The organism is Bradyrhizobium sp. 87, from assembly GCF_023073015.1.
Classification (GTDB): domain Bacteria; phylum Pseudomonadota; class Alphaproteobacteria; order Rhizobiales; family Xanthobacteraceae; genus Bradyrhizobium; species Bradyrhizobium canariense_D.
On record NZ_JADPIQ010000107.1, the window covers coordinates 111,097 to 134,230 of the forward strand.

Below are 23,134 nucleotides of genomic sequence, written 5' to 3' on the forward strand. Positions count from 1 at the left end.
CCTCAGTAGGTGATTGAAACGTGCGGGATGCGGCCGGCGGCGATTGCCTCGATCAATGCCGCGGCCTCGTCGGCATTGCCGGTCAAGACTTCCGACAGCGCCAAGGTGATCTCCCGGTGAACCTTCGCGCGGTGGCGCTTGTTCTCTTGGCGCTTGCGCTCGGCAGCTTCCTCGTTGGCTTTGTCAGCCGCTACGCGGGCGGCCTCGGCCTCCTGGCGCTTGCGCTCCGTCTCGATCGCAGCGGCAACGGCGGCGGCTTTGTCGCGCTCAGCCTTCTCGGCGCGCTCTTTCTCCCGACGTTCCTCATATGCCTTACGCTCCGCGGCTTGCTGCGCAGCGATGCGCTCGGAATCCGCCTTCCGGTCAGCCTCTTCGCGCTCAGCTTTCAGGCGGCGCAACTCGGCGAGCTCGGCGGCGTCACGCTCTGCCTGTTCGGCGGCGGCAAGCGCCTGATTAAGCGTCGCCATGGCCTCGGGAACGGCAGCGTCGGCGCGTTCCTTGAATTCCTGCCAATCGCGGTCGGCATAGCCCGCAACGATCTCGATCAGTTCGCGGATCAGACTGGCCGGCTTACCCGTGGCCTGTCGCGCGGCCTCGATCACGGCGACAATCGCGCCCTCGTGGCCGCTGATGCGGTTTGCCTCGGCCTCTTCCCATTGAGTGAGTGGGCCGCGAACCTCTTCCTTGAGTGCGTCCAGCCGGTCGCGGGCAAGCTTGCGGTCGGCATCGATAGCGCCGGCCTGCTTCTTGATGTCGGCGACCAGCTCCTTGCCCATGTCGTCGAGGGCGGTTTTCGACCGCGCGACCTTGTAGGCGAGGGACTTCACGGCGTCGCGGCCTTCCGGGGTCGATATATCCCGGTCGATCGCGCGAACCTCGGCCTCGAGCTTGGCGATGATGCCTTCCATCCCGCCGGGCGCAAACACGGAGGCTGGGGTGAGGGTGGCGACATCGATGGAAACGAGCGCGTTCATGGCTCAGACCTTCTGGAATTTGTTGATGGCTGCGATGCAGGCGTCGTAATAATCGGCCGGGATGCTCTCGATCCGGTCCCGCTTGGCCCATTGCAGGAACGCCTTGACGCTCGCGCCCTTTGCTTCAAGGGCGTCCCTGATGTTGTCGGCCTGCTCCTGAGTGATCGAACCGGGGGGAGGCGTGTAAACTTCGGGCTCTGCCGTGCGCTCACTGATACGCCCGTCATCATCCTGAGAGGCGGCAAGGCCAAGAGCAGCCTTGAGCGTGTAGCGCTGCAAATAGGTGATCGTGGAACCGATCTGCTGGATCGCGTTGCGGCCCGGCCCGTCGTCCTTACCGGAGGTCAGGGTGGTTTCCTCAAAGTGGCCGGCGCGGTGCGACACAATGCATGTCACGCGAACCGGCTGGTTGATTTCGGAGGAAACCTTGAAGCGGTAGGAAAGGCCGTGCTCGCCTAAAATTGGATCGATCGTGCGGGCGATCTCGGCCAGATCCTCAAAGCGGTATTTCGGGCCTTGCCTGCCGTTCTTCTCGCCGGCATCAACCTCGCGGTTCTTCCTGATCGTCGGGATCGCCGCCTTAGCGTCGGCCATCGCGTTATCGAATGCTTTCCGAGCAGCGAAAGCGTCCATTTCCTTCGCGAGAGCAACCGCCTCGCGGTACATCTCGACATTGCCGGTCGCCAGCGCGGCGCGAACGATATCCATCGGCGCGGCGACGGTAGGCAGATGCGACACTGGGCCAAGCTCTCTCAGATTCTCAGCGGGAAGGGACATCACACAAACTCCGGGTTAGCCATCTCAATAGAGACGAGTGAAAGCTGCTCTTCGAATTCCATATCGGCCCTGATTTCATCAATCCGCTTGATCCGTTCGGAGGCGGGCAGGGGCCAGAGCAGTTGCCAGTGCCGGAGAAGTTCATCGCCGAACTGCTGGCTGGTCATGTCAGGCCCCAAGCAAGAGAAGCAAAGCAGCAGAGACCGAAGCCGATGCAGCAGAGCAGCATTTCGATGCGGTTCTCGGTCATGCCGCTTTCCCCTCTTTGGTCTTGAGCCGGAGGATCGCCTGCACGGCCTCGTCGGAAGCGCCATAGAGCTTCGCGACTTGAGCAGCGGATTCCGCAGTCTTGTTCTGGATGGTGACGGCGAGGTCATTGAGGAGCGCGTCAACATCTTTTAGGGCGAGGGCCATTACTCAGCCGCCTCAAGCCGGAGGTCGTTCGCACGGTTGATCAGCTCGTCCTTCACGTCGGAGACGTGGTGGCTGCCGTTCATGAACGTGATTTCATGAGCGAAGGCGATTTCCCGACCGTCGCCGATGATCTCGCGGACCTTCTCGACGGCGCCGCGGAACGTCATCTCGGGGTCGACAACCCCCTCGCAGCCATTGCGGCCGTAATCGATGCAAATGACGAAGTAGCTGATGTTCGTGATTGCCATGTCGTTTCCCCGTCTGATGGGAATGAGTAAAGCATGGCTTTAGTTCAAGGTCAAGTGTCGCTTTACATGTAAATCAAAAAAATACCCAGGCTCTTGCGCGCCCGGGATCTCACGCCGCTGAAAAAAGCCCGCCGAGGGGGCGGGCTATTCCAAATTGTCAGCCGACCTTCAGCAATTGGGCGGGCTCTTCCCGGGTGGGCTCCGGGATTGGTCTACCCATCTCGTGGGCCGCCTCAATCCAGGAAACGATCGCATCTTGAGCGTTCGCTAGTGCTTCTTGGGGCGTTTCGCCGTCCGAGGTGCATCCGGGCAGGTCAAGAACGTAGGCCATGAACCCACCGCCATCTGCCGCTGGCAACGCCTGGATCGTAACCGCGTAATCAGTCGTTCTCATTTAAGACTCCTGACCACTTCGAGGAACCTGACTAGCCTGCGTATATATACAGGTTTTATAGGCCTTTTAAAGGGAACCGTTTGAATGTGGTCAATGCGGGAATGGTACACCTTGTAGTGACTTCCGCCTCCGGTCGGAGGTTTGCAAGACACGCCATATTGAGCGCAAACAGTCTCCACGTCCTTAATGGTCCAGTCCCCTTGAGGGTTCCGTCTCATCTGCTCCAGCAGGTCCGCGGTCATCAAAGGTCCAAAAGAGTTCTAACGACCCGTCCAACGACCATGTTCTCGGGATTTCCTTTGACGTACACCGGCTCGTGAACGGGATTGGTAGAGTAGGGCTGAAGCCTGGCGGGGTCGGGGCGCCAGAGCTTAAATGTAGCCTTTCCGCGGTGGGAGAAGACGTATGGCTTCCCCGAGACCAGCGTTGTATCGGCCTTGTTGACCAGAATAATAGATCCGTCCGGCGAGATACGGTCCATCGAGTCTCCCTCGACGGTGAGCGCGATATAGTCGCCGCGGCCGAGATCTGCAAAAATCATCAGCGGAAGCTGCTCTAGGGCCGCTTGGGACATTGGAGCAGCTAGCTTGCCTGCCGGCACGCTGTCCATGAGGCGGACGTACGACAGACCCAGACGGTCCTCCTTTTTCGGGGCTCCGAAACCTGAAGCCTCGCCGTCCAGCAGCCATCCCGTCGGAACTTGCAGGAAATTGGCTATGCTCGATATCTTCTCGGTCTCCGGAGTAGCCTCGCCGCGCTCCCAGCCGGATACGGCTTGGGGCGTCACGCCTAAAAAATTCGCCAGTTGGGCCTGGGTAACGGGTTTGCCGCCCCCCGCTTTACGGGCCTCCGCGATTCGTTTTCCGAGTATTTTTGCATCCATATCAGCATGATAAAGCATCGCTTTAGCCTGTAAACAAAGCAGGGCTTGACCTTGAACTCAAGCTATGCTTTACATCGGTCCCATGGCGAAGCGACATGACACCGGACTGAGTTTGGCCCTCAAGGCGATGGGGACGGCCGAGAAGCTTGCGACTGAGCTGCGGATAACCCCGCAAGCCGTGTCGCAGTGGGAGAAGGTGCCGCTCACTCGTGTTTTCGACGTCGAGAGAGCGACAGGTATTTCCCGCCATCAGCTCCGGCCGGATTTTTTCGGTGAGCGTCCGGAGGCGATGGCATGAGTAGCACTCGACTGAACAACATACTTCAGTTTGGCAGCAGGCATCCTCAAGCGGATAACCGGGACTTTCTTCTTCTTCAACTTCCGGAAACCGACGCAGCTGAATACTCCATCGACGATGCGATGGTCCGAAAATCCATCGACAAAGATGTCTTCCACTTCTGCGCACATAGTTTTTTCCCCGGACTTTTTGTTGGTCTGATTGGCACCATCGGCGCGAAGGGAAAAACTGGCACACGATTAACCTATGATGCAAGTGAACTCTCGCCATCTCCGACTAAGTGTGGGGATTTGTACGCGCAGGTTGATTCAACATTTTCGCGAGTTGTTCCGGACCACGGGACATTGCCCGCATTCGATCCATGCAATGCGGCAACTTCGCAATTGACGAGCCAGCGGGACGTCGGACGGGGGCGTTTTGACCGTCCCGCTGGCTCTCGCGGTGCGAAGAAGCAATACAATCACCGCACCGAAATCGTTCGCTTACCCTCCGGATCGATTGCGCAGATACCGAGCTTCGAATCTCTCGATCTGTCGCAAGCCCGTTTCCACCGCGCGCTCGTGTTCGCGCTGCCTGTCAGTTTGCTTCTCTGGAGCCTTATCGGTCTTTCCGTTTGGCTCATCCTCTGTGCAATTCGCTAGGACCCGTGCGGCGGCCAGGCCAATCGGGGACCACGTATCGTTGTCTTGTTCAAGTTCGTCCTTCGTCATGTCCGCAACATGAACGAAGGGGTTTCTAAAGTGCTGTCAAAGTTTGCGAGGAAAAAAGCAATGAGTGCCGCCGCGTTAACGTCCATCACCCGCAGCGCCCTTGGCGCCTTGGTTGAACGCGAGGAGCGCCGCACTGGCTCCCGCATGGTGGCTTATGAGGTCGTCGCACAAACGATCGGCGCATCATCTGCCTGGGTGCGCGCCTTCCTCGGCAAATCGGAAGGGGTCAAAGAACCCCGTATAACGTTGTTCCAAAATATCAGGGCCAGTTACGAAAATCTTTGTAGCCGCGTCGAACAAGAAAACCGAGCTGATGAGTTGAGACTGAAACTCATCAAGGGAGAAATCGATGCGGTTACTCAAGGCTTTGGCGAAGAAGATCATCGTCAAAATTAAGATAATTTTGGCAAGGAGGAGATGATGGGGGCAATCTATCGGCGTCCGCTCACATGGAGCAACCAGGACGATGCTATCGCCGCACATTGGCGCGCGGGCATGAACACATACGAGATCGCATGCGAGCTTAGTGTCCATGAATCCGTCGTAGCCAATCGGCTAATGTCTCTTCGCGAGGAGGCTCGCCATGGCTAACCCGGGCTCGCAAATTTTAACGAAAGGGCAGCTTGTCTGCACTGATTGCCGGCGCTGCAATCTTCCATTCCGATATATCTGCAAGGGTGGTCGGCGACGCATGTTCTGCGAGCCCTGCCGGGAGCTTGAGCTGCAAGACAGCAACGCGCTCTTCAATGCGATTGCAAGGGAGCGCCGTGCCGAGCAGAGGCGATTGGCCCATTCGATACATACCGAGGCGCAACATGAAGCTTCGTGACCTCCTGAGGCTCCGCAAGGAGGCGCTGCGCAAGGCGACACCGCGGTCTCGCGATCGGCTCCGGCATCGCGTGCATGTTCTGGAGAGGGTGGCTCAGATTAAGCGCGAGGTGCGTGCAGCATGATTGCCAAACTCGCATATCTGACCTCGCCGGCCCCAGGCCGCTATCTCCTCAACATCCAGCCCTTCGGTTCGGATGATCTTCTGCGTTTCGAAATCGCGCAGTGCCACCTTGCAAATATCGTGATTACCGGCACTTCGCTTGCCCTTAGTGAGTCAAACCGCGTTCCCGTTACCCCAACCAAGGAGAACGCACATGGCAGCGATCGGCGACAACAGCCAGCTTAAAGCAATTGTAGAGCGTATTGAGCACGTCGAGGTCGAGATCAAGGATCTTCAGACCGGGCGGAATGAAATCTACGCAGAGGCCAAATCCCACGGCTACGACGTGAAGGCGTTGCGGACCGCCGTCAGCCGGCGCAAGGCAGACGCGAACAAGCGAGCCGAGCACGAGGCCCAGGTTGACCTCTACATGGAAGCGCTGGCCTCGCTGGTCCGCCCATGAGGGAATACTATGACGGCCTAGATGCGGACGGCTACCCCGTCAACGATGGGGTATGGCGCAAACCCTATGTTCGTGGCGACGAAAGCGACGTGGGAGAGTTCAACCCCGTTTCGATCGGGCAGGGGCTCGTCTCCATGGTGGAGCGCGCCGGCCGCTTCCGTGAGATAGGCGCCAACTGTGACAGCCCGATCGAGGAAGAAATTGGCGCCGCGATCCTGATGAAGTTTGAGCATGCGGGCCAGCCACTGAGGCTCTGCCTGGTGCAGGATCTTAAAGAGCCGGTTGACGGGCTTCTGCTGGTCCCTCAGTTCGCGTGGGGATACTACCGCTCAGATTGGGCCATCCTTAATCCCAAGCGCACCGGTGCCCTTCTAATCGAATGTGACGGCAAAGAGTTTCATTCCTCTGCTGAGCAGAGGGCGCACGATACGAAGAAGGATGCCGCCGCACTCGGTCGCGGTTTCCTCACCATGCGATTCACGGGCTCGCAGATCCACCGCGACCCGGATGGATGCGCCCAGAAGATTTTTGATGCGGTGACAGGTTGAGCGCAACAGGTGAACTCATAGCCGCGCTGATAGCGGGTGGCATGGACGCTGCGGAAGCGGCCAGCCTAGTCGCGCGTGCTGCCGTCGAGATGACCGGTGCGCTGACCAAGAAATCGGCTGGAGCGGCCCGTCAACAGCGGTACCGGGAGCGTAACAAAGCGTCACAAAGCGTAACGCAGGATCAGCATCCAAGCGTAACGAACCGTAACGAAAGCGTCACTCCGTTACGGACTGATGAGGCGTCACAAAACGTCACAAACCGTAACGAAGGCGTAACGAGTGACGGCCCCTCTCTCTCTAAGGAAGAAAAGAAAGAAGTAATTAAGGAAAAGAGAGAGAGCCGAGCAGCGCAATTGCCCGATGGCTGGACCCCGCTTCCGAAACATTGGGATGAGGCGGTTTCAATCCTCGGGAGCTCGGAGCGGGCTGATCTGGAATTTAGAAAGTTCAAGTTGCACGCAGCCGACAAAGGGCGAGTAGCCAAAAATTGGAACGCGGCGTGGGTGAAATGGGCGATCCAGGCGATCGAATACGGGGCCAGAAATGGGAACGGAACTAGCAACCATCGAGCCGATCCAGCCGCCGGACGTGCGACGGCCCGCGAAGCTCAGCATGTTGCCGCCATGGGTGGAGCAGCGCTGCGCTATTTGCAGGAAGGAAAGTCAGCCGGATCAGTCCGGGAGGCATCGTCCGATACCGGTTCTGCCGAGGTCTTTGATTTTGGGAAAAGAGCAGAAAATGCTCGTTGAGCGCCACATTCAGGAACTGACGGAAGTTCTTGCGATGACGCCTTACGAGGATCAGCGCCATGGCGAATTGACCATGACGATTGTCACGAAGATGACGCTCGTTTTGCCGAGCCGGGAATCTGGTGATCTAGCGGGAGAGGCCCGCGGCGAAGCCTACATGGCTGCACTGGAAGACGTCCCGAGCTGGGCAGTGCAAGAGGCCATGCGCCGATGGTATCGCGCCGAATGCGGGCCAAAGCACGATTACAAATGGCAGCCGGCGCCCGCCACGTTGCGGGAATTAGCGTTGATCGAGGTTTATCGGGTCATGGGAACGCGCCGGAAGCTCAACGATCTGCTCATTGCGGAGCCTCTGATCGAGTTCACGCCAGAGCAAGAAGCCTCAATGAGGAATCGTGTCGCGGCCTATTTGACCATGAGGGCGCAGTAATACCACGCGAAGAAGGAAACCGAACATGCAGACGGGGGCAGCAATGAACAATCGGCCGGTGACGTACAAGATCGGGCAGGTGGTTGAGTTCGTCGACCTGATCGAGCGTGAGAGAGCAGAGGATCAATTCCAGATCACTCCGACGTCCAGATGGTACGTTGCTGTGACCAACCCGAATTGCCAGGCCCGCGCAGCTCTGGGGCTGCACGAGCTCGGCTATCGGAGTTTCTATCCGAAGATCCGCCGCTGGGTGTCCCATGCTCGCGTTAAGACGGCCAAGGAGAAGCCTTTGCTCGGCCGGTACATCTTCGTCGAGGTCGACCAGCCGCGGCAGTCCTTCGGCGCCGCTCGCGCGGTAAACGGCATTGAGGGATTTGTGAGTAACCCTGATCCCGTGCGCATCCCGAACAAGTTCGTCCAGCACATGCGCGAGCGATATGTCTACGGCGAGTGGGATTTTGTTCGGCAGGAACCGTGCCCGTTCTACGAATGGAACGCCGTGACAGGTCAGATGGAACTTCAGACCCGCAAGAATGCGCCCATCCCGATAGGGGCTCGCATCAAGATCGTGGAGGGGGAGTTCAACGATATGCTGGCAATCGTCACAGCCAGGAAAGGCCGCCGGCTCGATTTCAAGATTGCCGGCGAGAACCGCTATGGGCGGATGAACGAATGCTCGGTGAGGGCGGCATGAGTAAATTTGACGAAGAGACGCTGGAGGCCGCAGCCCAGTTGCTAGAGCGATCGGCAGGAAATACCCTTTATGAAGCAGCTTGGCGTGCGGGGGCGAAGAGAATCCGTGCCCTGAAAAAATCAAAGGGAAACGACGAGATTTTAAAAGACGGCTGCGCGCAAATCAGTAATCCATAGTCTCGGCCGGTAGCAGGTTTCACCCGCCGGGTGGCTTGTGTCCGCGCTTTCTTGGTGAATCCTCCCAACGACCCCTTAGCCCCGGCCTGCTAACCCCCATAGCGCGAAGGCCGGGGCTTTTTCATTCAGTTCGGGGCGCCACCGTTCAACCTGCCGCTTCTGTGGGTTTGTGAGCAATCGGTGAGACGCCCCGTTCAATTCGCAAGGTGAGATCATGAGCAAGCAAACGCTGGAACTGATCGCCTCCCTCATCTCCAAGGGCCAAGCCCGCGTCATCCGCAAGGGCGGAAAGCTGATGGTTACGAGCCGGCTGTGAACTTCGAAATCTCCCCGGCGTTCTCCTATGCCGATCTCATCTGGCCCACAGTGATGTTCATCGCCTCTTTCGCCCTCGGCTATATCGTCGGCGGCTGCGCTCAGCGCGGGTGAGTTGAGGTTATGGCTGCTCGAGTAAACAAAATCCGCCACGACGAAGAAACCCGGGCGAAAATCCAGACAAGTCAGCTCATAAATCGCCTTACGGATCATGCGCTTGGCGATCTGAAGCTGGAGCCGACCCAAGTCCGCGCGATCGAGGTTCTTCTGAAGAAGACATTGCCCGATCTTTCGGCCTCATCGGTCGAAATGAGCGGCAGTCTGACACTATCGCACGAGGACGCGTTGAATGAGCTCGATGACGGACCGGGAACGGACGATCAGGCGTAGGCTCCGGGACGACTTCTCGCACTATGCCTCGCGTTGCCTGAGGATCCGAACAAAGGCCGGCAAGATCGAGCCGCTGGAGCTGAACCAGGCTCAAATATATCTGCACGGTCGACTTGAGGCACAGCGACAGAGAACCGGAAAGGTTCGCGCGCTGGTGCTGAAGGGCCGGCAACAAGGCATCTCGACCTATATCGGCGGCCGCTACTATTGGCGAGCGTCACACAGCCGAGGCGTCCGGGTTTTTATCCTGACTCATGAGCAGGACGCGACGAACAACCTGTTCGGGATGGTGGAGCGCTATCATTCTCATTGCCCTGATCTGGTTAAGCCGGCGACTGGTGCGGCGAACGCGAAGGAACTGAGTTTCGAGGGCCTGGAAAGCGGCTACGCGGTCGGCACAGCGGGCGCCAAGGCAGTCGGGCGGTCACAGACGGTCCAACTCTTCCACGGCTCTGAAGTGGCTTTCTGGCCCAATGCCAAGACGCACTTCGCAGGCGTGGTGCAGGCCATCCCGGACTTGCCCGGCACAGAGATCGTTCTGGAGTCGACGGCCAACGGTGTAGGCGGCGAGTTTCACGAGCGCTGGCAGCAGGCGGAAGCCGGCATCGGCGACTATGAGGCCATCTTTATCCCTTGGTTCTGGGATCCTGGATATCAGCGGCCCGTTCCGCAGGACTTCAAGCTTGACGAAGAGGAACAGGCCTACGCCGACGCGCACAAGCTCAGTGTCGGGCAAATGGCGTGGCGTCGAGCCAAGATCGCGGAGCTAAAGGATGTCCTCCTTTTCAAGCAGGAATATCCGGCGACGGCTGAAGAGGCGTTCCAGCTTACTGGACATGATAGTTTCATCAAGTCCGAACGAGTTCTTGCAGCTCGTAAGCAGAGTTGCGAAGGGATCGGACCCCTCGTCCTTGGTGTCGATCCAGCACGCTTTGGAGACGATCGCTTCGCCATCGCATGGCGCCGAGGCCGACAAGTCAGCAAGATAGAGAGCCGCGGCAAGATCGATACGGTCGCCGGCGCCAATTGGGTCAAGCAGGTGATCGATGCTGACAACCCGGCTCGCGTATTTGTGGACGTCGGCGGTGTTGGCGGTGGTGTTGTCGATATTCTTCATTCGTGGGGTGGCGTTTATCTTGAGAAGGTTGTTCCGATCAACTTCGGTTCAGAGCCGCAAGAGCCAAACGTAATCCTGCCTGACGGAACGAAATCGGCAGGTCCGCGCAATCGGCGCGCTGAAATGTGGTCGCGGTCGCGTGACTGGCTCGATGAGCCGGGCGGGGCCGACATCCCGGATGCTGACAGCCTTCAGGCCGATGCCTGCGGGCCAGGTTATAACTACGACGTCAATCAACGGCTCCTGCTCGAGAGCAAGGAGCATATGCGAGCTCGCGGCGTGCGCTCGCCAGACGAATGGGATGCCATTGCTTTGACCTTCGCTGAACCCGTCCATGAAGTCGTTGAGCGCCCCCGAGAGCGCCGGCGCGTAGCGTCATGGCAGGGCGCCTGATGGCTGATTACGACGACGACCAGGACAAGGACGAGTCCATGTCCGATTGGGAAGAGGTCCACGAAGAGGCGCTGCTCGAGTATGACCGCGACTATGCGCGCGAGCAGGGCAACATCGATGAGGCTTACCAGGATATGAGGTTCCGCCGCGGTCGCAAGGAAGACCAGTGGGATGCGCTGGCTCTGGAAGCCCGCGTCGGCCGTCCCTGCCTCGTCATCAACAAGCTGCCTCAGTTCGTGCGCCAGGTTACGGGCGACATGCGGCAGTCGCGGCCGGCGATCAAGGTTGTCCCGGTCGACAGCGGGGCTGACATCAAGACGGCGGAAGTCCGCGGCGGCATGATCCGCTACGTCGAGAACCGGAGCAAGGCGAAGCACGTTTACACCACCGGCGCCGATAGCCAGGTGACTTGCGGAATCGGCCATTGGGCTGTGACGACGGAATATGCCCACGCTGGCACGTTCAACCAGGAAATCCGGGTGATCGGCATCGAGGACGGCGTTTCCGTCCTCTGGGACGCTGACTCGTTCCTGCCGACGAAATCTGACGCTGATCACGTCTTCGTTCCGACCGACATGACCCGGGCGAAGTTCAAGAAGAAATGGCCTAACGCGAAGGCTGATGGCTTCGATACATCGCTCTACGGTTTGGGCGGCACAAGCTGGTTCTCGAGCTGGGCGAACGACGATTATATCCGCGTCGTCGAGTATTGGAAGAAAAAGCCGATCAAGCGCACGCTGGCGCTGTTGCCGGATGGATCGGTTGAGGATCTGACCGATCAGCTCAAGGACGTTCCTCCAGAGCAGGCCAAGGCCGGTCTTCAATGGCTGGCGCAGCAGAAGCAGGCGCGCATCGAGGAGCGCGACAGCTACAAGATCTGCCGCTACATGATCACGATGGCCGAGGTCTTGGAAGAGTCCGATTGGCCGGGGATGCACATTCCGATCGTCCCCGTCATCGGCGAGGAAGTCCGGATCGGCCGTGAGGTCTATCGGCATGGCGTTGTTCGCTATGCCCGGGATCCTCAGCGCATGGAAAACTACTACGCCTCGGCAGAAACTGAGGTGATCGCGCTTCAGCCGAAGGCTCCGTGGCTCGGGACCAAGAAGCAGTTCGAACAGCATTACGACCTGTGGGAGACCGCCAACACCGAGGCGCATCCGTTCCTCGAGTACACGCCTGATCCGGCCTCGCCGGGCCCGCCGCAGCGCATTCAGCCTCCGGTTGGATCAAGTGCCATCTCGGAGGCCAAGCTTCGCAACTCCGACGACATGAAAGCCGTCATCGGCATTTATGACGCGAGCCTGGGCGCGAAGTCGAATGAGACCTCAGGCATCGCCATCGCCCGCCGCGACGCGCAGGGCGATACCGGAACCTACGTCTACCACGACAATTTCGCGCTTGCGATCGAGCGCACCGGCGAGATCATCAACGAGCTCTTCCCCAAGATCTACGACACCCAGCGCACGGTCCAGATCCTCGGCGACGACGGCAAGCCCGATATGGTCGAGATCAACAAGCCGCAGATGGTCGACGGGGTTTCAAAGGTGCTGCATGACATGACGTCGGGCAGCTACGACGTCGTGATGGAGCAGGGCCCGTCGTTTGCGACCAAGCGAGAGTTCGCCCAAGCTGCCATGACCGAGTTCATCCGCGCATTCCCGCCGGCGGCGCCTGTCATGGGCGACATCTACGCCCGCAACATGGATTGGCCTCAGGCCGAGGAGATCGGCGAACGGCTCGAGGAGCTTCTGCCGCCGCCGATCAAGGCCAAGCTTCAGGCCGACCGCGAGAAGCGTGAGCAGGCCGCAGGGAAGGGCCCGTCGCCCGAGCAGCAGAAGGAAGATGCCGATCAGGAGGCCGTCAAGCAGAAGGCTCAGGCGGCCGAGCAGATGCAGTTTGCGGAGCTTCAAGCCAAGGTCAAGGAAGCCGAGGCCAAGGCAGCCAAAGCCGAAGCTGACGTGCGAAAGGCCGTTGCGGACGCAGACCGAGCCGAGAGCGAGGCGAAGAAGGCCAAGGCTGACCTCGCCAACACGCACATGGATCATCTGCGCACGATCGAAAGCCACGACCACGATATGGCAAGGGGCGAGATCGAGCACAGCCGATCACACGCGCACGCGATGGACCGCCACGGCGCCGACATGACGCTGCTCGGCATTGACACCCGCCGCGCCGGCGAGAAGCACGATTTGACGATGGAGCAGATGGCTCAACCGGAAGAGCCGGCGACGGTGCAGTGATGCCAGATTTCAGCACATTGCTTGGAACGAGGCCGTCACCGGAACAGATTTATCAGCGCAACCAGCCGTATGTGAAGGAGGGCGCCAGCGGGTTCAATACGCAACTTCCGCTGGCCGATGAAATGGCTTTCCGGGGGTGGCTGCAACAGAACAAAGTGCCGTTCGATCCTGAGGCAAAAGTTTCCGACTACGATATGCGCGGGTTCTACCGAGCCCTGCAAGGCGGCGATCCGGCCGCGCAATCGGCGGTCAATCAATACGACAACCAACTCCACTATCCCGACAAGTGGAAGACGCCATACCACGAGAGCTTTTCCAATGAGAGCCAGTGGGCAAACGAGAATGCCCCGCGATGGGGCGATGGCGATGTTTTGGCGAATAGCAGCGGCAAAGTGATCTACCAGCCGAAGTAACAAGTCCGGCGCAGCCGCGCTGGGCAGTCCACGGCCGCTCCTCTGGGGCGGCTTTTTTCATGAGTGAACCATGAGCGACGAACAGACGGCGGAAACGCTGGCTTCTGAGACCACCACCACGACTCCCGCGGCGCCGGTCAATGACGGCATTATCGACCTTGATGCTCCTGAGGAGGTCACGGAAGAGGCTGCGGAAGGCGAAGAAGGCCAATCGGAAGAGGCCAAAACCGCGGCGGCGAAAGCTGCTGAGGAAACGGCCGAAACCGAAAAGAAGAAATTGAGCGGCGCGCAGCGGGCCAAAATCCGCGAGCAGCGTCTCTTGCAAGAGAATTCCGACCTGCAACGCAGGCTGGAAGAGGCAACCCGCAAGACGCCGGCGGCAGACGCCAGCGACGCGGAGAAAGCGCCACGTGAGGAAGACTACAATGGCGATTGGTTCGCCTGGCAACGCGCGCTGACGGCCCATGAGGCTGGCAAAGCGGCGCGGGGCGCCATCCAGGACGAATTCAAGACCCGTGAGCAGTCTCAGCACGAGGCGAAACAGGCCGAAGTCGCTCAGGCGCGCCGCGATGCGCACCTCGAGCGAGTCGAAGCAGCACGCGAGGTAATCGCTGACTTCGATCAGGTCATGAAAGCAATGGATGGGGTTCAGGTCCGAACGGACGTGATCGACGAGATCATGTCGTCCGAGAAGTCTGATCTCATCTCCTACCACCTCGCGAAGAATCCGAACGAGCTCGACGCACTTAACGCGATGAATTCTCGCGAGCTGGCCCGCGCAATGGGACGGCTGGAGGCCACGCTGAAGCTGCCGGAAGCGAAAAAGCAAACCTCCGCTCCCCCTCCGTTGTCCCGCTCGAAAGGCGGCGCCGCTCCAAGCAGCCAGGAGGCTGACTTGCAGGCGTTTTTCAAGAAGACATACGGCGACAGGGCCCGTTAAAGGCGGGCCTGCGGGAGCCATTCCGACAAGGAACAGGCTTCAATGGCAAATACCACTCTCTCGGCCAGCATCATCGCGAAAGCGGCTGTTGGCATCCTCGAAAACGAACTCGTCATGGCAAACGCGGTGTTCCGCGGCTACGAAGGCGAGTTCGACAAGAAGATCAACGGTTATACGGTCGGTGACACCATCACCATCCGCAAGCCGACCGACTTCACCGTCCGTTCCACGATCACTGCCTCCGCGCAGGACGTCACCGAGGCCAAGACCTCGATCGTCGTCAACCAGATCGCCGGCGTCGACTTCGCGTTCACCTCCCAGCAACTGACCCTGAACATCGGCGAGCTCTCCGAGCGCGTCATTCGGCCGGCGATGATCCAGATCGCCAACCAGATCGACGTCTCGGTGATGTCCCTCTACAAGGACATTCCGCAGTATGTCGGCACGCCCGGCACGCTGATCCAGTCGTTTGCGGGCTTCGCCAAGGGTGCGCAGAACATGGACCAGCGTTCGGTGCCCCAGGGTGGCCGCACGGCCATTCTGGCTCCTGCCGACTTCTGGGCCCTGGCCGGCTCGCAGACCGCTCTCTTCTCCCAGGCGATCAACAACAAATCGTATCGGGAAGGCGAGATCGGCAAGATCGGCGGCATCGACACCTACATGTCGCAGAACGCGCCGACCTTCACCACCGGTCCGTTCGGCGGTACTCCGCTGGTCAACGGCGCCTCCCAGAACACCACCTACGACACCACCGGCGCCAACACACAGACGCTCATCACGGACGGCTGGACGGCGGCGGCGGCGGCTCGCGTGGTTGCTGGCGACGTCTTCACCATCGCCGGCGTGTTCGACGTCAACCCGATCACCAAGGCGACCCTGCCGATCCTGAAGCAGTTCGTCGTGAAGGCGGCCGGCTCCTCGGACGGTTCGGGCAACCTGACCATGACGATCGCGCCCCAGATCATCACCTCGGGCGCGTTCCAGACGGTTTCGGCGGTTCCGGCCGACAATGCCGCGCTGACCTTCGTCGGCACGGCGAATACGAACTACACGAACAACCTGTTCTTCGATCGCAACGCCTTCGCGCTGGTCACAGTGCCGATGGCGAAGCCGCCGGGCGCGGTTGATGTGTCTCGTCAGAGCAAGAACGGCATCTCGGTTCGTGTCATTCCGTTCTACGACGGCACCAACGACAAGAGCACCTGGCGTCTCGACGTGCTGTACGGCACGAAGACGATCGATCCGCGCCTCGCGGTTCGCGTCGCCGGCACCTAACGGAACGGCGTAAGCCTTCAAGCGTTGAGCAGCGGCATTCGTGCCGCTGTTTCCCTTTGGGGCAGCATCAACAGGAGAATGTCCCATGTCGAAATTGCATGACGACCTGATCAACGAAGTCGAGTCGAGTGAGAGCGTTTCGGAAGGCGTGGACTCTCTGATGCGCGCCATCGCGGATCGCATCGAGGGCTGCAACGGCAACCATGTGAAGCTTTCGGACCTCTGCACGATCCTCCGTGAGGATCCGGCCAAGGTTTCCGACGCTCTGGTGGCAAATACCGACGTCGCCAAGGTCAACAAGACCCGCACGACCGGCTATGATGCGCCGTCGTCCGTGTTCGACAGGCCCCGCGAGGGTGTCCGGATGGGCATGCCACTGTCCTCGAACGACCATCGGGACCAGCAATTTCCGGAGAACGAGAACACGGAAGCCGAGCGCGAGCAGATCCGCCGTGAACAGGCGCTCCGCGACCGTGGCGGTATCCTGACGGCGCAGACGGACCTCCCTGATGTGCCCGAGGCCGACCGCGAGGCTGATGAGGCTGCCAAGCGTGCCGATGACGAGCGCAAGGCACGCGAAGAGAACCGCTTGCCAGCCTAACGCTCCCGCATACCCGAGAAACGAGGCCGCTTTCGAGCGGCCTTTTTCGTGTGAGGTGACATGCCGACCGAGAAACAGATCGATGCGGCCACGGACGCCTATCTCAAGGCGCGCGGCTGGTCCGATGACACGATCAAGGCCAACTTCCTGACCCGGGCGGAAGTCCGCGGACGGATGGGCGTGGCTTTGAAGGCGGCGGAAGAGGCGGCCGATGTCCAAAACGCGGGCTGAACTGATCAACCAGTGCCTGACGAACCTGGGCGTCATTGCCTCGGGCCAGTCGATTGACGCTGATCTCGTGCTGAAGATGGACGGGTTTATCGATCCGGCTGCCGCTCTGCTTGCGCGGCTCGATATCTACTATGTGCAGGACGTGGGAAGCGCAGGCCCGATTGACGGCGCGATTGAGGATGAGGCATTCCTGCCGCTTGCCGACTGGATCGCCAACAAGGCCTGCTCTGGCTTCAACCTGCCGGCCGATCAGAAAATGCAGGCCCTCGCCATGTTGGCGGAGGACACCTTGCGGACCCTAGCGGCGCCGGCGCGCACGCTGCGCACGCTTCGGATCGATCCCGCCTTGACCACGCCGCGCCGCGGAATCTATCGGGGCGGCTTCTGGTGAAGAGGCCTATCCCGTTTCCGGTTCAGACCGCTCCCGGCGCCAAGTCGCAGGAGTCGGGTGGCCGGATCGTCAACGGCTACGTCGAAGAGCTCGGGGACCAGGCGCCGAACAAGACTGTCATTCGACGCGGGCCCGGGCTGTTGAATTTCGGGACGTCGGCGCGCACGGGATACCGCGGCGCCATCGTCGTCAACAGCGTGCTTTATGTCGGGTACAGCGGCAAGCTCGAGAAGTGGACCAGCGCCGGCGGGGCCTCGGTCAACGTCGGCAATCTGAACGGCACCAAGCGCGGGTTTTTCGCTGCGAATAACAACACGACGCCGGATAAGGTGTTCGTGGATCCTGACGGCAATATCGCGACATTCACGCCCACGGCGGTCACAAACTCCTACCCTGACGCCGATCTTCCTTCGGTCAACTCGGTTGACTTCCTCGACGGGTATCTGGTGTTCACCACCGGCGATGGCAGGGCCTTCGCGACGGATCTGAACTCGACCGCTGTCAATGCCCTGTCATTCGGTAAGGCCGAGGCAAAGCCGGACGGGTTGCAGCGGGTGGTGTCCTGGGGCGGCCGGCTCCTGTTCTTCGGCAACCAATCTACTGAGGTGTGGACCGACGCAGGAACGACGCCATTCCCGTTCGCGCGCTCAACGGTCATTCCTCGCGGTTTGGCCGGGCCTTACTGCGTCTCTGGATATGAGGACGGGTTCAGCCGCGGGCCTATCTTTGTCGGTGACGATAACGTTGTCTACAAGCTCGACGGCTACACGCCGACGAAGGTCTCATCGCCTGATCTCGAGGGCTTGATCGAGTCGGTTTCGGACAAGACGACGCTCGAGGCGACCGCCTATATCTCTCGCGGGCACGCCTTCTGGCAGTTGTCCTGCCCAGCTTGGACTTGGATCCTCGACATCTCGACGTCGCAATGGTTTCAGCGCGACAGCTACGGGCTCACTCGTTCGCGCATCTCGGGTGCAATCAATGCATTCAGCCAATGGCTGGCCGGGGATACGCAAACGGGAAATCTTCAGGCTGTACAGACCGCGGCAAACGATGAAGTCGGAAGCCCGCTGCGGCTCCGCATCGAGAGTGGTCCGGTGATGGACTTCCCGGGTGGGTCGACAGTTGGGCGAGCCGACTTCTTTTTCACGACGGGCGTCGGCATCGCGTCAGGACATGACCCCGATCAGACGGATCCAGATGTCGAGATTTCATGGTCGGACGACGGCGGCTTTACCTGGAGCAATCCGATCCTGCGAAAGCTTGGCCGGCAATCCATGCCGAAACAACTGATCTCGCTCGTGGCCTGCACGGGCCGCACGACATGGCAAGGGCGGCGCTGGCGGCTTGATATCTCGAGCGGCGTCTATGGAGGCTTCATGTTCGCGACCATGAGCGACGACCCGAGGGCAGTCTGATGAAGGTCCGCATCCCTCCGCAGGACGTCCCGGCGATCGACCTAGCAACGGGGCTCTTCACGATTGATTGGTACGACGCAATCAAGGCGCTCGAAAAGCTTGGGCTGCTCGATCTGGCTGACGTTTCAACGACCGCACCGAGCAACGGGCAGGTGCTCATTTACTCTTCTGCGAACAAGAATTTCGCGCCTGGAGCCAACTGATGGGCAATTTGTTCACGGACCTTTTCTCGACCAAGCCAGCCGAAGAGGCGGCAAAGGCGAAGGCTGCGGGCTACACGGCCGGCAACACTTCAGCTCAAGACGCGCTCACGCAGGGTCAGACGAGCGCCGATGCGCTGTATGGGCAGGCCTATGCACCATATACCAGCCTGATTGACTCGACCGGACGCGGCGCTACCGCTTACGGGGATGCGACAGGCGCAAACGGCGCGACAGGACTCGCGACTGCAAAGGACCTGTTCACGGCGACGCCGGGCTACCAATCCGGTTTCGATCTCCTGACCGATGCAAACGACCGCCGGGCGGCGTCGCGGGGAATTCTCGCAAGCGGCAACACCATTGCCGACACGGCCAAACTCGCGACGACCTACGCCGATCAGAACTACGGCAACTATGTCAGTCGGCTGGCTCCATATCTGAGCGCCAACAACAGCGCCATCAGCGGCGGCGCGGCGGTGAAGGGCGCCCAGGCTGGTGCTGACCTTGGCGTCGCCGGTCAGAGGGCTCAATACGGCTACAACTCGGCGACAGGCGTTGGCAATGCCAATGCAGATGCAGCTCTTGCGCCCTATAGCGCATCGTCGAACTTCTGGGGTGCTCTTACGGGCGTGGGTAGCCTCGCCCTGAAGGCCTCTGGTATCGGCGGCTTCGCTCCTACTCCGGCCAAGGCATAATCGATGGCGAACGGGTTTCAGGGGCCTCCGGCTGTTGACTTCTATAGCCAGTTGTCTGGGCTGGGCGATACGTTGCAGGCGAATGCAGCCCTGCGGCAAAAACAGCAGATCAACGCCGTGCGGCAGGCCGCGTTTTCTGACTTCACCGCACTGGATCCGAGCTCGCCGGACTACGGCAAGCAGGCTTTGACCGTGGCCCAGAAGCTCGGTTCGGCTGGCGACCAGGACGGCGCGCTGAAATTCCTCACGCTGGCCCAGACCGCGGCCGATAAGGCGCAGGCTACTGCTCGGGACAGCCGCGATTTCAGCTTCCGCCAGACCGAAGCGCAGCGCGCGCAGAGCAACGCGGATCGCGCCTTCAACAAGGACAAGTACACGATCAAAGAGATCGAGGACGGGAGCGGCAACAAAACGCTGGTCCGCGTGAACACAGATGGTGCAGAAGGCCCGATCAACACGGGAACTCCGACTGCGACGCCTAACAACCCGTTCAGCCCCGGTAAATTTAACGCGGACCAGGGCAAGGCCGCGGGCTTCACCGATCGTATGTTGCAGTCCGAAGGCATCCTTCGCGGTGTCAACGGGGCGCCGGGCGTACAGGATGAGGGCAAAAGCTGGGTCGACACTCAGGCAAGCAACGCCAAGGAACTGCCGATCGTCGGCAGGGTCGCCAACTATTTCGTACCCGAGGCGCGCCAGAAATACGACCAAGCCAAGGCCGACTTCATCAACGCTCAGCTCCGACGAGAGTCCGGCGCGGCGATCGCGGCGTCGGAGTTTTCCAATGCCGACAAGCAGTATTTCCCGGTTCCTGGCGATACGCCAGACGTCATTAAGCAGAAGGCCGCTAATCGGCGCGCCGCGGTCGAGGCGATGGGTCGTGAAGGCGGGCAGTCCTATCGGCCAAAACTCACGTTCACGCAGGATGGCTCGCTCGTTCCACATGAACCGAAGGCAACCGGCCAAGCCAAGGCTGTAGCGGCGCCGGCCGTCGCCGTTGCAGCACTGAAGAAGGATCCGCGCTTGGCTGCTCAGTTCGATGCAAAATATGGGGCCGGGGCTGCAAAGGCTGCTCTCGGCGGCGGTGAGGAATAGTGGCGAACTTCTTCGACCAGTTCGATAGCTCAGAACCGGCATCAGCGCCGGCGCCTGCGCGGTCGCGCTATGCCGACGCCATATCGACGGTCGAGAGCGGCGGAAACTATCGCGAGATCGGGCCGCACACCGGCAGCATGGGCCGGGCACTCGGCAAATATCAGGTCATGAGCGCGAACGTCGGTCCGTGGTCTAAGGAAGTCCTTGGCCGTGAGGTGTCGCCGCAGGAGTTCATCAACGACCCGAAGCTTCAGGACGCCATTTTTGACGGGAAATTCGGCCAATACGTCGAGAAATACGGTCCGGACGGCGCTGCTCGAGCATGGTTCGCCGGCGAGAAGGGCATGAAAAACCCGAACGCCAAGGATGTGCTCGGGACATCTGTTGCCGAATACAGCCGCCGTTTTAATAAGGCTCTCGGGCCGCAGGATGCACGAGCGGCGGTCGACCAGTTTTCCCCCGATCAGCCCGAGCCGATGGCGTTTGCGGCGACGGACAAGCCCAATGTCAGCCCGGCCAAGCCGGAAGCGCGCAACTTCTTTGACCAGTTCGATGAGGCACCGGCGGCAAAGCCCACGCGGCCCACTGACCGCCTTTATGTCTCGCCGGCTTCGGATGCGCCCTCGCGCGCGACCGCTGATGAGGCCAAGAAGCCGGACCGCGGCGCGCTCGATGCCGCGGCTCGCGGTGCTGCGCAGGGCTTCACGGCCAATTTCGGCGATGAAATTCGCGGTCTTGTCGAGGCATCCGGAGCCAATCCGGACGATCCGGCCAGCCTCGGCAAGCTGATCCACGGCGCGCTGAAATACTGGTCCGGCGATGCCGAGGCCAAAAAGCGCTATGACGAAGCGGTCAAGCGCGAGCGCGAGATCAACAAGACGGCCGAGGAGCAGCATCCCATTGCTTCGACGGTCGGCAATATCGGTGGCGCCGTCGTCCTGCCGGTCGGAGCGGGCGCCGGCGCGGCCAACCTCGGCACCCGCATGGCGATCGGTGCCGGAACGGGTGCGGCTCTGGGCGGCGCTGCCGGGGCAGGCGAGGGGCAAGGGTTCGTTGACAGCGCTTCCCGCGCGGCAGTGGGTGCCGGCGTCGGCGGCGCGCTGGGCGGGGCTGCGCCGGCCGTTATCGAGGGTGTTGTTCGCGGGGCTCGGGCGGTTGCTCAGCCGGTCGCCAACGCAGTCCGCGGCATCCGCAACGTGGACGACGAAGCCGCGCGCCGGGTAGTGACGGCGCTCGAGCGTGACCGGGCCATTGATCCCCATGCGACCGGCCGACTCACGCCGAACGAATTCGCGGCCAGTGTCCAGAGTGGCGGGCCCGCAACCATTATGGACATCGGAGGGGAGACGACCCGCGCCCTGACGCGATCGGCCGCCAATACCTCGCCGGAGGGCAGGGCGGTTCTTAACCGCGCCATTAACGATCGATACGAAGGCCAAGGCAACCGCGTGACCAACTGGTTGCGGCAGACATTCCATTATCCGGACGCCGCAGCCCAGCAAGACGCGCTGGGGCAGGTGCAACGCACGGTCAACAATGCCAACTATCGCCGGGCCATGGAGCACGGGGACCGTCCGATCATGTCCCCGGAGCTCGACCGCCTTATGGGCAGCCCGGCTGTCGTGGAAGCGATGCGCAAAGCGTCGACCAGCGGCAAGGACAGGGCAATCACACAGGGCCTTGGCGCGATGCGGCAGGGCGTGACCGTCGAAAATGGTGTCGTCCGGTTCACGCCTGGCCGGAATGGCGCCCCGACCTATCCCAACCTAGCATTCTGGGATGCGACTAAGCGAGAACTTGATGCTGCTGCCAATATGGCGCAGCGAAGCGGGGACACATCCAGCTCGGCGGCCCAACTGGCTCGGATGCTTCGTGACGAACTCGATCGGCACGTTTCGTCCTATCAGGCAGCTCGCGCCGGCGCCGCTCGCTTCTTTGATGCCGAGAACGCCATCGAGGCCGGCCAGAACTTCGTGGGCAAGAACATGAGCGCCAATGAGGCGCGCCGGGCTTTGGCCCAGATGACGCCTCAGGAGCGGCAGCTATTCCAGGACGGGTTCGTTTCCCGCTTCGTCGAAACGCTCAACCAGGTCGGCGACCGCCGCAATATCCTGAACCAGATTGCGAGCTCGCCAGCGGCCCGGGAAAAGCTGAACGTCGCGCTTGGACCGCATCGCGCGGCCGAGCTCGAAGCCGGGCTTCGTGTCGAAGGCATCATGGATCTTGCTCGCAACGCCGTGCAGGGCAATTCAACGACGGCGCGGCAGTTGGCCGAACTTGGGTTGGCTGGGGGCGCTTACGGACTGACCGGGGGCGGTATCAATCCATTCAGCGACCCCGGCGCCGTAGTCAACGCCGCTATCGTCTATGGTGCTGCTCGCGGGCGAAACGCCATCAACGAACGGTTGTCTCGGCGTGTCGCTGAAATGCTCGTATCCCAAGACCCTCGCATAATCTTGCAGGGGGTAAGGACCATCGCCCGCAATCAAACTCTCTTCAATGGTCTGCGCTCGGCCGACCGCGGCTTGGCTCGGGTCGGCGGCGAGGAAGCTCCGGTAGGACCCGCCTTGCAGGCGGTAGGCGTAGGCCGCGCCCAAGACGACCAGCCACAGATTCCACGGCCACCAGGCCAGTAGAAAAATACCAACAGACCAGATCAACAGCACCCATTGAGGCGCTTTTTTCTTGGGGTTTCCTACACTCATGGATTCCGTTTCTTGGCCTACGG

31 protein-coding genes are annotated in these 23,134 nt (G+C 60.7%); 24 read left to right on the forward strand and 7 right to left on the reverse strand.

Going from position 1 to position 23,134, the window contains the following annotated elements; translation table 11 throughout:
• Positions 1-2: 2 nt before the first annotated feature.
• The 7 genes from IVB50_RS27890 to IVB50_RS27920 all read right to left on the reverse strand — a co-directional run bounded on the left by IVB50_RS27890 (position 3) and on the right by IVB50_RS27920 (position 3,708).
• On the reverse strand, positions 3-974 hold the full coding sequence (locus IVB50_RS27890; protein ID WP_247298297.1) for a hypothetical protein: 972 nt from the start codon (positions 972-974) through the stop codon (positions 3-5).
• 3 nt (positions 975-977) lie between these two features.
• Positions 978-1,751, reverse strand: a complete 774-nt coding sequence (locus IVB50_RS27895) for an ERF family protein (protein WP_247298546.1) — start codon at positions 1,749-1,751, stop codon at positions 978-980.
• Positions 1,751-1,918 (reverse strand): hypothetical protein, encoded by a 168-nt coding sequence (locus IVB50_RS27900; protein WP_247298300.1) that lies wholly within the window; start codon positions 1,916-1,918, stop codon positions 1,751-1,753. Before IVB50_RS27900 ends, IVB50_RS27895 begins: the two co-directional genes overlap by 1 nt.
• Positions 1,919-1,997: 79 nt before the next feature.
• Positions 1,998-2,165, reverse strand: a complete 168-nt coding sequence (locus IVB50_RS27905; protein WP_247298303.1) for a hypothetical protein — start codon at positions 2,163-2,165, stop codon at positions 1,998-2,000.
• The gene (locus IVB50_RS27910; protein ID WP_247298306.1) at positions 2,165-2,413 is read right to left on the reverse strand and encodes a hypothetical protein; all 249 of its coding nucleotides are present in this window, start codon (positions 2,411-2,413) and stop codon (positions 2,165-2,167) included. Before IVB50_RS27910 ends, IVB50_RS27905 begins: the two co-directional genes overlap by 1 nt.
• Before the next feature lie 157 nt (positions 2,414-2,570).
• Entirely contained in the window at positions 2,571-2,807 is a 237-nt protein-coding gene (locus IVB50_RS27915; protein ID WP_247298309.1) for a type II toxin-antitoxin system HicB family antitoxin, read from the reverse strand.
• Between the two features lie 241 nt (positions 2,808-3,048).
• The gene (locus IVB50_RS27920; protein WP_247298313.1) at positions 3,049-3,708 is read right to left on the reverse strand and encodes an XRE family transcriptional regulator; all 660 of its coding nucleotides are present in this window, start codon (positions 3,706-3,708) and stop codon (positions 3,049-3,051) included.
• A gap of 46 nt (positions 3,709-3,754) precedes the next feature.
• On the opposite strand from IVB50_RS27920, the gene IVB50_RS27925 reads away from it, so the two are divergent.
• The 24 genes from IVB50_RS27925 to IVB50_RS28040 all read left to right on the forward strand — a co-directional run bounded on the left by IVB50_RS27925 (position 3,755) and on the right by IVB50_RS28040 (position 23,042).
• Positions 3,755-3,988, forward strand: coding sequence for a Cro/CI family transcriptional regulator (locus tag IVB50_RS27925; protein ID WP_247298316.1), 234 nt, complete (start codon positions 3,755-3,757; stop codon positions 3,986-3,988).
• Positions 3,985-4,629 carry a hypothetical protein gene (locus IVB50_RS27930; protein ID WP_247298319.1) on the forward strand — a complete coding sequence of 215 codons (645 nt, stop codon included), beginning with the start codon at positions 3,985-3,987 and terminating at the stop codon, positions 4,627-4,629. The genes IVB50_RS27925 and IVB50_RS27930 overlap by 4 nt, the downstream gene beginning before the upstream one ends.
• Positions 4,630-4,674: 45 nt before the next feature.
• On the forward strand, positions 4,675-5,094 hold the full coding sequence (locus IVB50_RS27935; RefSeq protein ID WP_247298321.1) for a hypothetical protein: 420 nt from the start codon (positions 4,675-4,677) through the stop codon (positions 5,092-5,094).
• Between the two features lie 553 nt (positions 5,095-5,647).
• Positions 5,648-5,875, forward strand: a complete 228-nt coding sequence (locus IVB50_RS27940) for a hypothetical protein (RefSeq protein WP_247298324.1) — start codon at positions 5,648-5,650, stop codon at positions 5,873-5,875.
• Positions 5,844-6,092: a GapR family DNA-binding domain-containing protein gene (locus tag IVB50_RS27945; protein ID WP_247298341.1), complete on the forward strand. Its 249-nt coding sequence runs from the start codon at positions 5,844-5,846 to the stop codon at positions 6,090-6,092. The genes IVB50_RS27940 and IVB50_RS27945 overlap by 32 nt, the downstream gene beginning before the upstream one ends.
• Complete coding sequence (locus IVB50_RS27950; RefSeq protein ID WP_247298343.1) at positions 6,089-6,640, forward strand: DUF559 domain-containing protein; 552 nt, start codon at positions 6,089-6,091, stop codon at positions 6,638-6,640. The genes IVB50_RS27945 and IVB50_RS27950 overlap by 4 nt, the downstream gene beginning before the upstream one ends.
• Positions 6,637-7,389: a hypothetical protein gene (locus IVB50_RS27955; protein WP_247298348.1), complete on the forward strand. Its 753-nt coding sequence runs from the start codon at positions 6,637-6,639 to the stop codon at positions 7,387-7,389. Before IVB50_RS27950 ends, IVB50_RS27955 begins: the two co-directional genes overlap by 4 nt.
• Positions 7,379-7,819 (forward strand): hypothetical protein, encoded by a 441-nt coding sequence (locus IVB50_RS27960; RefSeq protein ID WP_247298352.1) that lies wholly within the window; start codon positions 7,379-7,381, stop codon positions 7,817-7,819. The genes IVB50_RS27955 and IVB50_RS27960 overlap by 11 nt, the downstream gene beginning before the upstream one ends.
• Positions 7,820-7,844: 25 nt before the next feature.
• Positions 7,845-8,513 carry a transcription termination/antitermination NusG family protein gene (locus IVB50_RS27965; RefSeq protein ID WP_247298353.1) on the forward strand — a complete coding sequence of 223 codons (669 nt, stop codon included), beginning with the start codon at positions 7,845-7,847 and terminating at the stop codon, positions 8,511-8,513.
• The gene (locus tag IVB50_RS27970; protein ID WP_247298357.1) at positions 8,510-8,689 is read left to right on the forward strand and encodes a hypothetical protein; all 180 of its coding nucleotides are present in this window, start codon (positions 8,510-8,512) and stop codon (positions 8,687-8,689) included. Before IVB50_RS27965 ends, IVB50_RS27970 begins: the two co-directional genes overlap by 4 nt.
• Before the next feature lie 438 nt (positions 8,690-9,127).
• Positions 9,128-9,394, forward strand: a complete 267-nt coding sequence (locus tag IVB50_RS27975) for a hypothetical protein (RefSeq protein ID WP_247298359.1) — start codon at positions 9,128-9,130, stop codon at positions 9,392-9,394.
• Positions 9,354-10,904, forward strand: coding sequence for a hypothetical protein (locus IVB50_RS27980; RefSeq protein WP_247298362.1), 1,551 nt, complete (start codon positions 9,354-9,356; stop codon positions 10,902-10,904). The genes IVB50_RS27975 and IVB50_RS27980 overlap by 41 nt, the downstream gene beginning before the upstream one ends.
• The gene (locus IVB50_RS27985; protein ID WP_247298365.1) at positions 10,904-13,147 is read left to right on the forward strand and encodes a portal protein; all 2,244 of its coding nucleotides are present in this window, start codon (positions 10,904-10,906) and stop codon (positions 13,145-13,147) included. The genes IVB50_RS27980 and IVB50_RS27985 overlap by 1 nt, the downstream gene beginning before the upstream one ends.
• A complete protein-coding gene (locus IVB50_RS27990; protein ID WP_247298368.1) occupies positions 13,147-13,560 on the forward strand; it encodes a hypothetical protein in 414 nt (137 codons plus the stop codon). The genes IVB50_RS27985 and IVB50_RS27990 overlap by 1 nt, the downstream gene beginning before the upstream one ends.
• A gap of 70 nt (positions 13,561-13,630) precedes the next feature.
• On the forward strand, positions 13,631-14,500 hold the full coding sequence (locus tag IVB50_RS27995) for a hypothetical protein (protein ID WP_247298370.1): 870 nt from the start codon (positions 13,631-13,633) through the stop codon (positions 14,498-14,500).
• A 42-nt stretch (positions 14,501-14,542) separates the two neighbouring features.
• The gene (locus tag IVB50_RS28000) at positions 14,543-15,775 is read left to right on the forward strand and encodes a P22 phage major capsid protein family protein (RefSeq protein WP_247298373.1); all 1,233 of its coding nucleotides are present in this window, start codon (positions 14,543-14,545) and stop codon (positions 15,773-15,775) included.
• 85 nt (positions 15,776-15,860) lie between these two features.
• Positions 15,861-16,376 carry a hypothetical protein gene (locus IVB50_RS28005; protein ID WP_247298375.1) on the forward strand — a complete coding sequence of 172 codons (516 nt, stop codon included), beginning with the start codon at positions 15,861-15,863 and terminating at the stop codon, positions 16,374-16,376.
• A gap of 60 nt (positions 16,377-16,436) precedes the next feature.
• On the forward strand, positions 16,437-16,607 hold the full coding sequence (locus IVB50_RS28010) for a hypothetical protein (protein ID WP_247298377.1): 171 nt from the start codon (positions 16,437-16,439) through the stop codon (positions 16,605-16,607).
• A complete protein-coding gene (locus IVB50_RS28015; RefSeq protein WP_247298379.1) occupies positions 16,588-16,998 on the forward strand; it encodes a hypothetical protein in 411 nt (136 codons plus the stop codon). The genes IVB50_RS28010 and IVB50_RS28015 overlap by 20 nt, the downstream gene beginning before the upstream one ends.
• Positions 16,995-18,416 (forward strand): packaged DNA stabilization protein, encoded by a 1,422-nt coding sequence (locus IVB50_RS28020; protein WP_247298381.1) that lies wholly within the window; start codon positions 16,995-16,997, stop codon positions 18,414-18,416. Before IVB50_RS28015 ends, IVB50_RS28020 begins: the two co-directional genes overlap by 4 nt.
• The gene (locus IVB50_RS28025) at positions 18,416-18,619 is read left to right on the forward strand and encodes a hypothetical protein (protein ID WP_247298382.1); all 204 of its coding nucleotides are present in this window, start codon (positions 18,416-18,418) and stop codon (positions 18,617-18,619) included. The genes IVB50_RS28020 and IVB50_RS28025 overlap by 1 nt, the downstream gene beginning before the upstream one ends.
• Positions 18,619-19,311 (forward strand): hypothetical protein, encoded by a 693-nt coding sequence (locus tag IVB50_RS28030; protein ID WP_247298384.1) that lies wholly within the window; start codon positions 18,619-18,621, stop codon positions 19,309-19,311. Before IVB50_RS28025 ends, IVB50_RS28030 begins: the two co-directional genes overlap by 1 nt.
• A 3-nt stretch (positions 19,312-19,314) precedes the next feature.
• Positions 19,315-20,406, forward strand: a complete 1,092-nt coding sequence (locus IVB50_RS28035) for a hypothetical protein (RefSeq protein ID WP_247298386.1) — start codon at positions 19,315-19,317, stop codon at positions 20,404-20,406.
• Positions 20,406-23,042 (forward strand): hypothetical protein, encoded by a 2,637-nt coding sequence (locus tag IVB50_RS28040; protein ID WP_247298389.1) that lies wholly within the window; start codon positions 20,406-20,408, stop codon positions 23,040-23,042. The genes IVB50_RS28035 and IVB50_RS28040 overlap by 1 nt, the downstream gene beginning before the upstream one ends.
• Positions 23,043-23,134 lie beyond the last annotated feature (92 nt).

Excerpts from the sequence above, each read along its gene's own strand:
- IVB50_RS27890 (WP_247298297.1), bottom strand. The coding sequence starts at position 974 with ATGAACGCGCTCGTTTCCATCGATGTCGCCACCCTCACCCCAGCCTCC.
- IVB50_RS27895 (WP_247298546.1), bottom strand. The coding sequence starts at position 1,751 with ATGTCCCTTCCCGCTGAGAATCTGAGAGAGCTTGGCCCAGTGTCGCAT.
- IVB50_RS27900 (WP_247298300.1), bottom strand. The coding sequence starts at position 1,918 with ATGACCAGCCAGCAGTTCGGCGATGAACTTCTCCGGCACTGGCAACTG.
- IVB50_RS27905 (WP_247298303.1), bottom strand. The coding sequence starts at position 2,165 with ATGGCCCTCGCCCTAAAAGATGTTGACGCGCTCCTCAATGACCTCGCC.
- IVB50_RS27910 (WP_247298306.1), bottom strand. The coding sequence starts at position 2,413 with ATGGCAATCACGAACATCAGCTACTTCGTCATTTGCATCGATTACGGC.
- IVB50_RS27915 (WP_247298309.1), bottom strand. The coding sequence starts at position 2,807 with ATGAGAACGACTGATTACGCGGTTACGATCCAGGCGTTGCCAGCGGCA.
- IVB50_RS27920 (WP_247298313.1), bottom strand. The coding sequence starts at position 3,708 with ATGCTTTATCATGCTGATATGGATGCAAAAATACTCGGAAAACGAATC.
- IVB50_RS27925 (WP_247298316.1), top strand. The coding sequence starts at position 3,755 with ATGCTTTACATCGGTCCCATGGCGAAGCGACATGACACCGGACTGAGT.
- IVB50_RS27930 (WP_247298319.1), top strand. The coding sequence starts at position 3,985 with ATGAGTAGCACTCGACTGAACAACATACTTCAGTTTGGCAGCAGGCAT.
- IVB50_RS27940 (WP_247298324.1), top strand. The coding sequence starts at position 5,648 with ATGATTGCCAAACTCGCATATCTGACCTCGCCGGCCCCAGGCCGCTAT.
- IVB50_RS27945 (WP_247298341.1), top strand. The coding sequence starts at position 5,844 with ATGGCAGCGATCGGCGACAACAGCCAGCTTAAAGCAATTGTAGAGCGT.
- IVB50_RS27950 (WP_247298343.1), top strand. The coding sequence starts at position 6,089 with ATGAGGGAATACTATGACGGCCTAGATGCGGACGGCTACCCCGTCAAC.
- IVB50_RS27960 (WP_247298352.1), top strand. The coding sequence starts at position 7,379 with ATGCTCGTTGAGCGCCACATTCAGGAACTGACGGAAGTTCTTGCGATG.
- IVB50_RS27965 (WP_247298353.1), top strand. The coding sequence starts at position 7,845 with ATGCAGACGGGGGCAGCAATGAACAATCGGCCGGTGACGTACAAGATC.
- IVB50_RS27970 (WP_247298357.1), top strand. The coding sequence starts at position 8,510 with ATGAGTAAATTTGACGAAGAGACGCTGGAGGCCGCAGCCCAGTTGCTA.
- IVB50_RS27975 (WP_247298359.1), top strand. The coding sequence starts at position 9,128 with ATGGCTGCTCGAGTAAACAAAATCCGCCACGACGAAGAAACCCGGGCG.
- IVB50_RS27980 (WP_247298362.1), top strand. The coding sequence starts at position 9,354 with ATGAGCTCGATGACGGACCGGGAACGGACGATCAGGCGTAGGCTCCGG.
- IVB50_RS27985 (WP_247298365.1), top strand. The coding sequence starts at position 10,904 with ATGGCTGATTACGACGACGACCAGGACAAGGACGAGTCCATGTCCGAT.
- IVB50_RS27990 (WP_247298368.1), top strand. The coding sequence starts at position 13,147 with ATGCCAGATTTCAGCACATTGCTTGGAACGAGGCCGTCACCGGAACAG.
- IVB50_RS27995 (WP_247298370.1), top strand. The coding sequence starts at position 13,631 with ATGAGCGACGAACAGACGGCGGAAACGCTGGCTTCTGAGACCACCACC.
- IVB50_RS28000 (WP_247298373.1), top strand. The coding sequence starts at position 14,543 with ATGGCAAATACCACTCTCTCGGCCAGCATCATCGCGAAAGCGGCTGTT.
- IVB50_RS28005 (WP_247298375.1), top strand. The coding sequence starts at position 15,861 with ATGTCGAAATTGCATGACGACCTGATCAACGAAGTCGAGTCGAGTGAG.
- IVB50_RS28010 (WP_247298377.1), top strand. The coding sequence starts at position 16,437 with ATGCCGACCGAGAAACAGATCGATGCGGCCACGGACGCCTATCTCAAG.
- IVB50_RS28015 (WP_247298379.1), top strand. The coding sequence starts at position 16,588 with ATGTCCAAAACGCGGGCTGAACTGATCAACCAGTGCCTGACGAACCTG.
- IVB50_RS28025 (WP_247298382.1), top strand. The coding sequence starts at position 18,416 with ATGAAGGTCCGCATCCCTCCGCAGGACGTCCCGGCGATCGACCTAGCA.
- IVB50_RS28030 (WP_247298384.1), top strand. The coding sequence starts at position 18,619 with ATGGGCAATTTGTTCACGGACCTTTTCTCGACCAAGCCAGCCGAAGAG.
- IVB50_RS28035 (WP_247298386.1), top strand. The coding sequence starts at position 19,315 with ATGGCGAACGGGTTTCAGGGGCCTCCGGCTGTTGACTTCTATAGCCAG.